Raw genomic sequence first — 11,844 nt, forward strand, 5'->3', positions numbered from 1 at the left:
CCGCCAGAAGTCATCTGCCCGACAGCGTTTTTTCTGCCGGGCATACTGTTGATTTATACAATACTGCTGGTGATTATATCAGCGTGGTGAGGGATGCCAACCGCGAAATTTCGATGTGTGGCAACAGGCGGCTGTCGGCGGTCTGCATCAGGTCGGCCCTTTCCGGTTTGATCCAGCAGGCCTGCATTCCGCAGCGGATCGCGCCCGCCACGTCGGTGGTCAGGTCATCGCCGACGTGCAGGATCTCGCCCAGCGGCAAATCAAGTTTTTCGGCAGCCAGATGATACATGTCGTTAAAAGGCTTCGAGCGCCCGTGCGGGCCCGCGCGCAGGACGAACTGGAAATAATCGCCCAGGCCAAACAGTTCCGGCTGCGCGTTGCCGTTGGTGATCGCCACCAGCGGCCATTTTTTGCCGAGAGCCGTCAGGGTGTCGTGCGTTTCCTGCGGCACATCGATCCGGCTGCGCCATTTGGCAAAGTTTGCCATTGAGGCTTCTGCGCCCAGCGCCGCCTCTTGCGCGCTCAGCCCGGCATTCAGCATCGCCTGCTCTACTGCACGACGACGCCATTCGGTTACGTCGTGGTAGATGTCCGGTTCGGTTTCGCGCAACGCCTGGCGCAGGCGCTGAAAATCTTTGTTTTGCAGCGTTTTTAAAGCGGGATGGTAGTTTTGCACAAACGCCAGCGACTCCTGCTCGGTGCGCAGAATCACTTCGCGGTTATCGTAAAGGGTGTCATCAAGGTCAAACGTCAGGGCAGAGATCTGACCCAGTGGGCGGTAAAAACGCATTATTTCCCCCGTTTTGCGCGTGGATGCGCCGAGTCATACACCGAAGCAAGGTGTTGAAAATCAAGATGGGTATAGATTTGAGTGGTAGATAAATTGGCGTGACCTAACAGCTCCTGCACGCCGCGCAGGTCGCCGCTGGATTCCAGCATGTGGGTGGCAAAAGAGTGGCGCAGTTTGTGCGGGTGAACGTGGCTGTTCAGCCCCTGCTTGATGCCCCATTCGGCAAAACGCTTCTGCACATTACGCGCGGAGATCCGCTTGCCAAGCTTCGAGAGAAACAGCGCGTTCTCTTCGGCGCCAAACAGCCCGCGCAGATCGAGCCAGTGCTCAATCCATACCACTGCATTGCGGCCAATCGGTAAACGGCGCTCTTTGCTGCCTTTCCCCATCACCCACACTTCGCCGGTATCCAGATCGAGATGTTTAAGATCTAACCCCACCAGTTCGGAAAGACGTAAGCCCGCACCGTACATTACTTCTAGCATGGCGCGATCGCGTACCGCCAGCGGATCGTTAAGATCGATATCCAGCAGCCGATTCACGTCATCAACGTCGATATTTTTCGGCAGATGGCGCGGCGCTTTCGGGGTAGCGATACCTTTCGCCGGATTGGCTTTTAGCTCGCCCTGGCTCACCAGCCAGTCGAAGAAACTGCGCAGGGCAGAGAGACGTAACGCGAGACTCGCGGGGCCTAAACCTTTGCGGCGACTGCGCACCACAAACCCGCGCACGGTCGCAGCGTCACATTGTTGCCAGCTCTTCAGGCCGGTTTCATCGGCGATCTGCATGATGGCATCAAGCTGACGCTGATAGTTCAGCAGCGTGATCGGGCTAAGCTGACGTTCAACGCCCAGATAGCGCAGGAAACGCACCACCAGAGGCGCAAGCAGGGAATCCGTCATACGCGCTCAATCCAGCGCTCCAGCAGCTCAGGGAGCATCAGGGCGATTTCCTGCAGCAAATGCGTGGCTTGTCCCTGCTCATAATGATGCGCGTCGCGGCTGGTGAATAACATCACGCCCAAATCGCCTTCGCGCCCCATCAGGGACATGGCAACCGAGCCGATAGCCTTGGCTTCAGGAAGCACCACCAGCAGTTCAGGACCGTTCAACGGACCGAGATAGTGATGCTCATGACCAAGACGCTGAATGCGCAGCGGTTCAAACGCCTGACGGCTTAGCGCCAGATGCGTGAAACCGGAGGGGGCACCGATGCGCCAGCGGTCGGGAAAGAGACGAATAGTCGCGCCTGCCAGCCCAAGCTCACGCGCCCAGCGATGAAAGCGGCTGAGAAACTCGTCCAGGCTGTGCGCCGACGCGAGCCGCGCCTGCAAATGCAGCAGACGATAAAACAGGCTTTCGTTATTGCTGGCCTGTTCCATCAGCAGGGTCATGTTCTCTTCCAGCTGATCGATGTGCTTGCGCGAGCGCGCCATATGCCATTCGACCAGCGAGACGGTGTCGCGCACCGGATGCGGCACGCGCATCTGTTCGACCACGCGTGCATTGCGGATAAAAAACTCAGGATTGCGCAGCAGATAATCAACAACAGTCCGGTCGTCCAGCTCCGTTATTGCTTCCTGAAGTTCTTCCCCTGGTTGTTTCATAAATGGATAAACCCGTCGTATACATGTGCCGCCGGGCCAGTCATATACAGTGGATGACCCGGACCTTTCCAGGCGATATCAAGACGACCGCCCGGCAATTCCACGCGAACCTCTTCTGCCAGTAACCCTTGCGAGATACCCACAGCCACAGCCGCGCACGCGCCGCTGCCACAGGCCCGCGTTTCGCCCGCGCCGCGTTCATAGACGCGCAGGCGGATATGTTCACGTTTCACCACCTGCATGAAACCGATATTGGCGCGCTCAGGGAAGCGCTCATGGCTTTCCATAATCGGGCCTAAGGTTTCAACGGCAGCGACATCAACATCATCAACCTGAATCACGCAATGGGGATTGCCCATCGAGACGACGCCGCACAATACTGTCTGCTCGGCCGCCCGCATAATATAGGTCTTTTCCGCTTTGATTGCGCGAAACGGGACCGCAGAAGGCTCGAAGTTGGGTTCGCCCATGTTCACGCGCACCAGCTCGTCGTCGGTGACGCTGAGCACCATGCGGCCATTGGCCGTACTGACGCGAATATCGCGCTTGTTGGTCAGCCCTTTCAGTCGCACAAAGCGCGCAAAGCAGCGCGCGCCGTTGCCGCACTGGGAAACTTCGCTACCGTCAGCATTAAAGATTCGGTAGTGAAAATCGAGATCCGGATCGTAGGGTGGCTCAACGACCAGCAGCTGATCAAACCCCACGCCCAGATGCCTGTCCGCCAGGCGACGAATCAGCTCAGGGGAAAAAAAGACATTCTGCGTTACCGCGTCGACGACCATAAAATCGTTGCCAAGGCCATGCATTTTAGAGAACTGCATCATTTACTCCATTGCGCGGTTGAACAACTGATTGTCAGTAGTTGACCTGGCTTGGGCCACCGTTATCGCCGCGATCGTTGCTCACTGGCGTCGATGATTCAATCTGGGTTTGAACGGGTTTGGTTGGCGGCGGCGCTGTTTTATCGGCTGGCGGGAAGTAAAGCGGCCCTTTCAGACCACAGCCAGTCAGACTAAACAGTGTGATGAGAACGGCAAGCGTTCGAAAAACGTTTTTCATTATGGGTTGCCCGTAAGTTCATGCTTTCTGTTTCTATCATCGCAGGAGAAGACACAAAAGCAAGAGTTAGCCGCTTTCCTGCAACGGGAATTATTTAGCGTTATACTGCCGCCATCACGAAAAACAGGAACAAAACCATGAATGACAGTGAATTCCATCGCCTGGCCGATACCCTGTGGCAGACCATTGAAGAGCGCCTGGACGACTGGGATGGCGACAGCGATATCGATTGTGAAATCAACGGCGGCGTGCTGACGCTCAGCTTCGAAAACGGCAGTAAGATTATTATCAACCGCCAGGAGCCGCTGCACCAGGTGTGGCTGGCAACAAAACAGGGCGGCTACCATTTCGATCTGAAAGACGACCAGTGGGTGTGTGACCGTAGCGGCGAAACGTTCTGGGATCTGCTGGAGCAGGCTGCGACGCAGCAGGCGGGCGAGGACGTCAGCTTCCGTTAAGTGAATTGATACCGTTTCTTTCTGGAAACGGTATTCACAAAAACACGCTTTTCCTTTTTATTTATTTCATAGATCCCCAGTAGACCTTCCGTTAATTAATTTAAATTCCTCTTTTATTCACACTTCATCATTACACTAAATCGATTGATTTCTTTTTGGGTCGGGCACAGAATTATTTTCGTTATTACACTGTAACTCCAAAACTTATAATCCGGCTGAATATATAATAAGGAAATGATATGTCTGACTTGGTTTATTTAACCCTGAATGGCAACCAGCAAGGGTTAATTTCTGCTGGCTGTGCATCCATGAGTTCAATCGGTAATAAGGCCCAACTCGCCCATGTTGATCAAATCATGGTGTATGCGCTCAAGCATGCCCTCTCTCGCGTACAGAACGTTAATCATCAGGAGTTAAGTATTGTAAAACCCATCGATAAATCTTCTCCTCTGTTAGGAAAAGCCATAAATGATAACGAAACGCTCACCTGTGAATTCAGTGTGTACCGTACCAACCGGGCAGGTATGAATGAGCTTTACTATAAAATAAAGCTGACCAACGCCCACATTTTGCACCTGGAAACAGTCATTCCGCACAGTGTTATTGAAAACGGAGCAGAATCGCAGGAAAAAGTTTCCTTCAGTTATGAATCTATCACCTGGGAGCATTTCTCAGCCGGAACCAGTGCATACAGTTTGTGGAGTGAGCGAATTTTATAATCTCAAGGAACGATAATGAATATGAATGAATGGCACACAGATCCAAACCCCTGGGACAACCACGACTCTCATCCGTTTCCCAGCATGAATCCTATGCTGGGTGATATGGCAATGCTTAATGAAACGTTCATTAATGAGAGCCACCATATTTAATTACTCACACTGGAAGAAGCTCAGGGGATAATAAATGATCTTCTCGGAGGTATAGACGCGTTTTTCTCCTACAGGGCGGGGCCGGGCAATATCAAAGATATGGTGGATGGGTTCCACTCTCTCAACCGACTGACAACCTACTATAACCCAGCCGGTGAGCTTGTTCGTCATTTCTCATCTCTGCGTATCAAGGCCACAGAGTACAAATTACAGGGTCAAACTTACATTAAAATCATAGGCTATCCAGGTTTGCGTAGAATTTTAAAAGGAACCCGTTACGGTGCGCGTAATGTTCAGATGATAGAGCTGGCCATTGGTAAACGAGGGTTCTTTGGCGCCATTGTCGGTGGTATCAAATGCTGTATCCTTTTTTCGCTGGCATGGCGGGGAGTAGAGCTTATTTTCAAGTCGGACTATACACTGAATGATTTTTTGGTGGATGCCCCGATGGATATCGTAAAAGCGATTGTTGGTGGGGCGGTGATTGGTTTTGTCGGAGGGGTAGCGATGCTTTTTACTTCGGCTGTTATTGTTGGTCCAGGCGCTATAATCTTGCTTGGTCTTTTTCTTAATGCAGAGTTGAATTCTTTAGATGACCATTTTCATCTTTCTTATCGTATTAAAATGTTATTACATCAAGCGCTAATTGAAGAACAAAAAATGGCTGAATGGAATCTTGAGCATGGCAACCAGTCAATTTTTAGAATACTTAACCCTGGTTGGTGAAATGAAAACTACACAGAAAAAAAACTGGCGCACTGTCATAATGATGAAATGTGCAGCTATCTTTCTGGTGATAGCAATGTCAGCATTCCTTCATTTTGCTCTAGCATCAATTCCCATGCGAAGCGTTATCTCGCTGATTCATCATGGCGACATTATTTTTTATTACCGAATGTCTGCTGCTATGGTGGGTGGGATTCCTTTTTTGCTCTACGGCATCTTTATCGCGCTTCGCGCTTTATTCTACCCGGGAATAAGATCGCCCGATAAGACTACCATCATCGATAGTATATTTATCTCTGTTTGGGTTTTTACTCTCGCTATTTCTCTGGTCATATCTTACCTGGTCCCTTTCGGACTTATGTTTGCAGGCTACAGCCCCTGTCACGACAAGGATCTTATGGGTTATTACACGACCAATCCTGAACTGTGCAAAACGATTGTCCCACCCAAACTTTTTTCATGGCCTGTTGATGTGCGTAGAAGCGGCGATGTTACGTTAGATTGAGGTGATTGTGCCGGATGGCGCTTGATGCGCTTATCCGGCCAGGGGTAATTATCAGGAAAAATACTGCTGCAACAGGGGCTGATTCGCGTCCTGGTTGGCCGGCGGAGCGGGGATAACCTGGGTGCGGAACGGAATCACCTGCGCGCGGCCATCGACCTTCACAATCTGATAGAACTGCGGCAAGTTGAAGTTGATAAAGCTTGAGCCGTAGGTGAAGCGGTCGTGTGAGGACGAATAGAAGCGGCTCACGTCGCGCACTAGCTCTTCTTTACTGCCCTCGCAGTGGTGATACACCTCGGCGCGGTTGGTCTCATCCAGAATATAAATGGTAAACCCGGACTCATCGGCCGCTTCTTCGAAGAAGAACTGGATAATCCCTTCGCTGGCAAACCCATCCACCACCTGCGGCAGTTTGACGTGGTTCGTTTCCACCTGCACAGAGAGGCCGTGCAGCTTGTTGTGGGAAATCGCGCCGTAGAACTCAATCGCGTTTTCCAGCTTCTGCACAGAGACGTTGAGGCGTTCAAAGAACAGGCCCCAGGTCTGACCGGAGACACGCAGCGCTTTGAAGCGCCCGGTTTCCTGACGCGTACTGGACAGGCGCAGTTCGATACACTCTGACACCAGCTGCTGCACGCGGGTACGAATCAGGCCACGCAGATGCTGGCTGTAGCAGAACACTTCCACGCTATCAGGCGGCGCGGCGTCCTGGTGCATTTTGCCGAGAATGGTTTTCAGCGCTTCGATCATCGCCTGCTCGCCGTTGAAATGCAGGGTACGCACTTCGTTCCACGAGTTGCGATACAGCAGATCCACGCTGCCGACCAGGCAGTTTTGCTGCTCGCCAAAGCTAAAGACATCCAGCTTGCGGAAATCAAAATGGACCACCTGATTGCGGAAGGCCGCCGTCGGGTCGTATTCCAGGTTGACGATAATCGCCAGATGGCGAATCTCACACGGGCTGTAGAGCGCTTTTGGCGTCGGCGCAGGCAGACGCAGCGGGAAGTGGTGCGACACATCGGCAACCATTTCCTGCAATTTGGCGAGATCAACGACCTCATTGCCTTTGATAAACAGGCGCGTCCGCGATGTCAGCAGGCCGTTGAACCAGGCCCAGGCCACCAGCTTATTCAGATAGCGGTTATATTCCAGCGGCTGATGGCTGATGATCGAATCCATGCTTGGCGCACGGTTGTACAGATACCAGCCCGTGCGGTTGGCGCGGCCTGGCGGAACATAGATAAAGGTCAGATTAGGTTCTGACAGGTCCGGCGAAATCTGCGGGTTAACCAGCGTGACTTTCCCCGGCAGCGCTTCGAACGCAGCGTACAGTTTACGGGTTAAAACACCGATATCCTGCGGGCTGGCGGAAACGCTGAGGTTGTTACGGCGGGCGAAGCGAATCAGATTACGATAGCTCTGCATCATCGCATCGAGCAGTTCGTTGTGCGCTTCACGCACCTGATCAATTTTCCAGTTGGCGCGGTTATCGAGCATAGACAAACGTTCTTCTTCCCAGCCCCACTCTTTGACTAACTGACTGACCACTTCACGACGCCAGCCAACGCATGCGCGTTCGCGGCTGAGTTTTTCACAGACTTTGAGATAGAAACATCGACGCACCAGGTCGAGACGTGTGGTGTCATCAATGGCTTTCAGGTATTCGGTCACGCGTTCAAGCATCATGCAGTAGGCATCGAGGCCAAAGGAGACGATCTCTCCATCATGCAGACGCTGTTTGATATCTTTCGCCAGCAGTCGCGGCGTAGGGTATTCCCAGGAGTAGGCTTCCAGCAGCAGGGTTTTCAGCACCGCTTTATACGGAGAATCAATACTCTTATAGAGCTGCCACAGGCTCGCGCCAAAATACTCTTCGGCTGACAGAGAGCTTAAACCGCCCAGGTCCAGCCATTCGTTTGGCGTCAGGACGCCCTGAGAGTAGAGCGACATGACGTAATCGTCGTAATGCTCTTCTTCTTCGCACGGCACCATATTCCACAGGATACGCTTCCCGGCGAGGCGCACGGCACTACGGTAAAATTCGTCGAGCAGCAAAATATGCTGCGTGGAGCCACAGTCTTCACCACCGAGACTGCCGCTTTCGTTATGGCGGAAACGGTTTTCATCAATCAGGAAGAAGCTCACTTCCACGCCGAGCGACGCCGCCCAGCTTTCCAGCAGGCTGCATTTACGCTGCAGCAACTGGCGCTCGTCATTATCGAGCCAGGACTGATGGCAGACCCAGATATCGAGGTCAGAAGAACAGCTTTGCCCTACGGATGAGGTACTCCCCATGGTGTAGACGCCGGTTATCGGCAGCTCACCTTTTGGAGACACCTGCGGCGGCATGCCACGGTAGAGTTCCAGCTCGGTCAGATAGTGCTGTTGAGTTTCATCAGGCGTGAAAAGGCAAATGCCCTGGGGAACGTTACCATCGAGGTAACCTGGCATCAGCGGGTGGTGATAGTGCAGTAATGTTGGCAGCAGACTGTAAACCTGTTGGAAAGCAGGTCCCATGGCAGCAAGCGCACGATCCACGCGCAATTGATTTATGGCATCCAGTCTCTGTTTCAGAGTCTCAATATAGAGGTACAAGACATATCGCCTGATGTTACCGGACGTAGCAATCGTTCAAAAGAGCAATGATTACGAGCCCGCAGTATTTCAAAAAAGAACCGTTACCCTTTTTCGTCCTCACTCAATGGTGGTAGCGACGAAAAAATGGTCTAAAACGTGATCAATTTAACACCTTGCCGATTGACCGTAAAGAAAGATGCGCTACATACAAGTGTAGCACCGTTCTGTACGTGTAAATTCCTTAATACGGCAGCGGGTGTCCTGCGCACCGCCTTGTCCCTCACCCCTTCATCGACCGTAAAACTGACATCCCAGAGTCAACAATGTTAGGATGGTCTGCGGACGATAATGACGGTAACAAGCATGTTAGACAATGTTTTGAGAATTGCCACACGCCAAAGCCCCCTTGCGCTATGGCAGGCACAATATGTTAAGCAGCGCCTCGAAGCCTGCCATTCCGGGTTGCGTGTCGAACTGGTTCCTATGGTGACGCGCGGCGATGTGATCCTTGATACGCCGCTGGCGAAAGTGGGCGGAAAAGGCCTGTTCGTCAAAGAGCTGGAAGTTGCACTGCTTGAGAACCGCGCCGATATCGCCGTCCACTCCATGAAAGATGTCCCGGTCGAATTCCCCGAGGGATTGGGCCTGGTGACGATTTGCGAGCGCGAAGATCCGCGCGATGCGTTCGTCTCAAACCACTACGCTTCTCTGGACGATTTACCCGTCGGGAGTGTGGTTGGCACGTCAAGTTTACGCCGTCAGTGCCAGCTGGCTGAGCGTCGCCCGGACCTGGTGATTCGCTCCCTGCGCGGCAATGTCGGTACGCGTCTCGGCAAACTGGATAACGGCGATTACGATGCCATTATTCTGGCGGTTGCGGGCCTGAAACGTCTGGGGCTGGAGTCTCGCGTGCGCGTTGCCCTTGCGCCAGAGCTTTCACTTCCGGCCGTCGGCCAGGGCGCGGTGGGGATTGAGTGTCGTCTTGACGACGACCGCACCCGTGCCCTGCTGGCACCGCTGAATCACGACGAAACCGAGATTCGCGTCAAAGCTGAGCGCGCCATGAACACCCGCCTTGAAGGCGGCTGTCAGGTGCCGATTGGCAGCTATGCTGAATTCATTGACGATGAACTGTGGCTGCGTGCGCTGGTTGGCGCACCGGACGGTTCACAGATGGTGCGTGGTGAACGCCGTGGACGGGCGCAAGACGCCGAAGCGCTCGGCATCTCGCTTGCCGAAGAATTGCTGAATAACGGCGCCCGCGAAATTCTGGCAGACGTTTACAACGGAGAGCCACCAGCATGAATATTCTCGTCACCCGCCCTTCTCCCGCAGGAGAGCAGTTAGTGAGCCGTCTGCGCGCACTGGGGCAGGTGGCATGGAGTTTTCCGCTGATTGAGTTCTCCCCTGGCCGGCAGCTCTCTGCGCTCGCCGACCATCTGCACGCATTGAATGAAGGCGATTTGGTTTTCGCCTTATCACAACATGCCGTGGAATTTGCACACGCCCAACTGCAGCAAGAGAAACACCACTGGCCGACTGCGCCGCGCTATTTCGCCATTGGACGCACCACCGCCCTGGCCCTGCATGCGGTCAGCGGAATTGACGTCCAATACCCGTTAGATCGGGAAATCAGCGAAATCTTGCTACAATTACCTGAATTACAAACTGTTGCGGGAAAGCGTGCGCTGATTTTGCGCGGAAACGGTGGCCGTGAACTGCTGGGCGAAACCTTAAGCGCCCGTGGGGCTGACGTCACGTTCTGCGAATGCTACCAGCGCTGTGCAAAATATTATGACGGCGCGCAGGAAGCGATGCGCTGGCACACGCGCGGCGTGGATACCATCGTCATCACCAGCGGCGAAATGCTACAGCAGTTCTGGTCGCTCATTCCGCAATGGTATCGTGAAAACTGGTTACTCCGCTGTCGGCTTCTGGTCGTCAGTGAGCGTCTGGCGAACCTCGCCCGGGAACTGGGCTGGCAAGATATTCGGATCGCTGATAACGCCGACAACGATGCGCTGCTGCGCGCATTACAATAACTCTCATAATGGGAAGCCATAATGACGGAACAAGAAAAATCCTCCGCCGTGGTTGAAGAGACCAGGGAGACTGTGGCCACCCCGCCGCAGCCAGAAAAGACTGAACACACTGTTGAGAAAAAAAACGGCAGCAATAAAACCAGCCTGGCGCTGAGCGCGATAGCTATCGCCATTGCCCTGGCGGCCGGTGTCGGTTTATACGGTCTGGTAAAAAAACAGGCCACTAACCAGATGGTCACCAGCGATGCGCTGGTGAATCAAATCACCGCCCTGCAAAAAGCGCAGGAGACGCAGAAAGCAGAGCTGGAAGGTGTCATTAAGCAGCAGTCTACGCAGCTGGCCGAAGCCAACTCTCGCCAGGAAGAGCTGACGAAACAGCTCGGCGAAGTGCAGCAAAAAGTGGCGACCATTTCCGGCACCGATGCCAAAACCTGGCTGCTCTCTCAGGCCGATTTCCTGGTCAAACTGGCCGGACGTAAGCTGTGGAGCGATCAGGATGTCACCACCGCCGCCGCGCTGCTGAAAAGCGCCGACGCCAGCCTGGCCGACATGAACGACCCGAGCCTGATTGCCGCGCGTCGCGCTATTACCGAAGATATCGCCAGCCTGGGTGCCGTTTCGCAGGTCGATTACGACGGCATCATTCTGAAGGTCAATCAGCTGTCGAATTCGATTGATAACCTGCGTCTCGCGGATAACAACGACGACGACTCCCCGATGGATTCCGACGGCACGGAGCTGTCCAGCTCCCTGAGCGAGTGGCGTATCAATCTGCAAAAAAGCTGGCAGAACTTTATGGACAGCTTTATCACCGTCCGCCGCCGCGACGAAACCGCTGTTCCGCTGTTAGCGCCAAATCAGGACGTCTATCTGCGCGAGAACATCCGCTCCCGACTGCTGGTTGCGGCGCAGGCCGTCCCGCGTCACCAGGAAGAGACCTACAAGCAGGCGCTGGATAATGTTTCAACGTGGGTACGTGCTTACTACGATACCAGCGATGCCACGACGACCGCGTTCCTGGACGATGTTGATAATCTCAGCCAGCAAAATATCACCATGAATGTCCCGGACAAACTCGAAAGCCAGCCGATTCTGGAAAAACTGATGCAAACCCGCGTGCGCAACCTGCTGGCCCAGCCTGGCGTTGCAGCGCAGCCGGATGCAGCAGCCCCTGCGCCAGCCCCTGAAAGCGCACCTCAAGGAGAGTGA

14 protein-coding genes are annotated in these 11,844 nt (G+C 53.8%); 8 read left to right on the forward strand and 6 right to left on the reverse strand.

What is annotated here, in order from left to right; genetic code table 11:
* Positions 1 to 73: 73 nt before the first annotated feature.
* The 5 genes from yigB to C0560_RS20180 are packed head-to-tail and all read right to left on the reverse strand — an operon-like array spanning position 74 to position 3,455.
* Entirely contained in the window at positions 74 to 790 is a 717-nt protein-coding gene (yigB, locus tag C0560_RS20160) for a 5-amino-6-(5-phospho-D-ribitylamino)uracil phosphatase YigB (RefSeq protein WP_102105650.1), read from the reverse strand.
* On the reverse strand, positions 790 to 1,692 hold the full coding sequence (gene xerC / locus C0560_RS20165; protein WP_123429980.1) for a tyrosine recombinase XerC: 903 nt from the start codon (positions 1,690 to 1,692) through the stop codon (positions 790 to 792). Before xerC ends, yigB begins: the two co-directional genes overlap by 1 nt.
* Positions 1,689 to 2,396, reverse strand: coding sequence for a DUF484 domain-containing protein (locus C0560_RS20170; RefSeq protein WP_100778442.1), 708 nt, complete (start codon positions 2,394 to 2,396; stop codon positions 1,689 to 1,691). The genes xerC and C0560_RS20170 overlap by 4 nt, the downstream gene beginning before the upstream one ends.
* A complete protein-coding gene (gene dapF / locus C0560_RS20175; RefSeq protein ID WP_102105652.1) occupies positions 2,393 to 3,217 on the reverse strand; it encodes a diaminopimelate epimerase in 825 nt (274 codons plus the stop codon). The genes C0560_RS20170 and dapF overlap by 4 nt, the downstream gene beginning before the upstream one ends.
* Before the next feature lie 34 nt (positions 3,218 to 3,251).
* Positions 3,252 to 3,455, reverse strand: coding sequence for a lipoprotein (locus C0560_RS20180; protein ID WP_102105653.1), 204 nt, complete (start codon positions 3,453 to 3,455; stop codon positions 3,252 to 3,254).
* Between the two features lie 137 nt (positions 3,456 to 3,592).
* Here C0560_RS20180 and cyaY point away from each other — a divergent pair, with 137 nt between their 5' ends.
* From cyaY to C0560_RS20205, 5 genes are all read left to right on the forward strand, one after another.
* Positions 3,593 to 3,913, forward strand: a complete 321-nt coding sequence (gene cyaY / locus C0560_RS20185; protein WP_100778439.1) for an iron donor protein CyaY — start codon at positions 3,593 to 3,595, stop codon at positions 3,911 to 3,913.
* A 239-nt stretch (positions 3,914 to 4,152) separates the two neighbouring features.
* On the forward strand, positions 4,153 to 4,632 hold the full coding sequence (locus C0560_RS20190; RefSeq protein WP_107702639.1) for an Hcp family type VI secretion system effector: 480 nt from the start codon (positions 4,153 to 4,155) through the stop codon (positions 4,630 to 4,632).
* A gap of 15 nt (positions 4,633 to 4,647) precedes the next feature.
* Positions 4,648 to 4,785 carry a hypothetical protein gene (locus C0560_RS20195; protein ID WP_248859312.1) on the forward strand — a complete coding sequence of 46 codons (138 nt, stop codon included), beginning with the start codon at positions 4,648 to 4,650 and terminating at the stop codon, positions 4,783 to 4,785.
* Positions 4,786 to 4,884: 99 nt separating this feature from the next.
* On the forward strand, positions 4,885 to 5,511 hold the full coding sequence (locus tag C0560_RS20200) for a hypothetical protein (RefSeq protein ID WP_248859313.1): 627 nt from the start codon (positions 4,885 to 4,887) through the stop codon (positions 5,509 to 5,511).
* Positions 5,468 to 6,016 carry a hypothetical protein gene (locus C0560_RS20205; protein ID WP_248859314.1) on the forward strand — a complete coding sequence of 183 codons (549 nt, stop codon included), beginning with the start codon at positions 5,468 to 5,470 and terminating at the stop codon, positions 6,014 to 6,016. The genes C0560_RS20200 and C0560_RS20205 overlap by 44 nt, the downstream gene beginning before the upstream one ends.
* 51 nt (positions 6,017 to 6,067) lie before the next feature.
* Here the strand turns inward: C0560_RS20205 and cyaA are convergent, their stop codons facing one another.
* On the reverse strand, positions 6,068 to 8,611 hold the full coding sequence (gene cyaA / locus C0560_RS20210) for a class I adenylate cyclase (protein WP_248859315.1): 2,544 nt from the start codon (positions 8,609 to 8,611) through the stop codon (positions 6,068 to 6,070).
* 345 nt (positions 8,612 to 8,956) lie between these two features.
* Between cyaA and hemC the strand changes: the two genes are divergently transcribed.
* The 3 genes from hemC to hemX are packed head-to-tail and all read left to right on the forward strand — an operon-like array spanning position 8,957 to position 11,844.
* Entirely contained in the window at positions 8,957 to 9,898 is a 942-nt protein-coding gene (hemC, locus tag C0560_RS20215) for a hydroxymethylbilane synthase (RefSeq protein ID WP_123429976.1), read from the forward strand.
* Complete coding sequence (hemD, locus tag C0560_RS20220) at positions 9,895 to 10,635, forward strand: uroporphyrinogen-III synthase (protein WP_248859316.1); 741 nt, start codon at positions 9,895 to 9,897, stop codon at positions 10,633 to 10,635. The genes hemC and hemD overlap by 4 nt, the downstream gene beginning before the upstream one ends.
* Positions 10,636 to 10,656: 21 nt before the next feature.
* Positions 10,657 to 11,844, forward strand: coding sequence for a uroporphyrinogen-III C-methyltransferase (hemX, locus tag C0560_RS20225; RefSeq protein WP_248859317.1), 1,188 nt, complete (start codon positions 10,657 to 10,659; stop codon positions 11,842 to 11,844).

It is taken from the genome of Lelliottia sp. AC1 (genome assembly GCF_023278595.1).
Classification (GTDB): Bacteria; Pseudomonadota; Gammaproteobacteria; order Enterobacterales; family Enterobacteriaceae; genus Enterobacter; species Enterobacter nimipressuralis.

Coding starts and splice junctions, on each gene's coding strand:
- xerC (WP_123429980.1), bottom strand. CDS start 1,692: ATGACGGATTCCCTGCTTGCGCCTCTGGTGGTGCGTTTCCTGCGCTAT.
- C0560_RS20170 (WP_100778442.1), bottom strand. CDS start 2,396: ATGAAACAACCAGGGGAAGAACTTCAGGAAGCAATAACGGAGCTGGAC.
- hemD (WP_248859316.1), top strand. CDS start 9,895: ATGAATATTCTCGTCACCCGCCCTTCTCCCGCAGGAGAGCAGTTAGTG.
- yigB (WP_102105650.1), bottom strand. CDS start 790: ATGCGTTTTTACCGCCCACTGGGTCAGATCTCTGCCCTGACGTTTGAC.
- cyaY (WP_100778439.1), top strand. CDS start 3,593: ATGAATGACAGTGAATTCCATCGCCTGGCCGATACCCTGTGGCAGACC.
- C0560_RS20190 (WP_107702639.1), top strand. CDS start 4,153: ATGTCTGACTTGGTTTATTTAACCCTGAATGGCAACCAGCAAGGGTTA.
- dapF (WP_102105652.1), bottom strand. CDS start 3,217: ATGCAGTTCTCTAAAATGCATGGCCTTGGCAACGATTTTATGGTCGTC.
- hemC (WP_123429976.1), top strand. CDS start 8,957: ATGTTAGACAATGTTTTGAGAATTGCCACACGCCAAAGCCCCCTTGCG.
- C0560_RS20180 (WP_102105653.1), bottom strand. CDS start 3,455: ATGAAAAACGTTTTTCGAACGCTTGCCGTTCTCATCACACTGTTTAGT.
- hemX (WP_248859317.1), top strand. CDS start 10,657: ATGACGGAACAAGAAAAATCCTCCGCCGTGGTTGAAGAGACCAGGGAG.
- C0560_RS20205 (WP_248859314.1), top strand. CDS start 5,468: ATGGCAACCAGTCAATTTTTAGAATACTTAACCCTGGTTGGTGAAATG.
- C0560_RS20200 (WP_248859313.1), top strand. CDS start 4,885: ATGGTGGATGGGTTCCACTCTCTCAACCGACTGACAACCTACTATAAC.
- C0560_RS20195 (WP_248859312.1), top strand. CDS start 4,648: ATGAATATGAATGAATGGCACACAGATCCAAACCCCTGGGACAACCAC.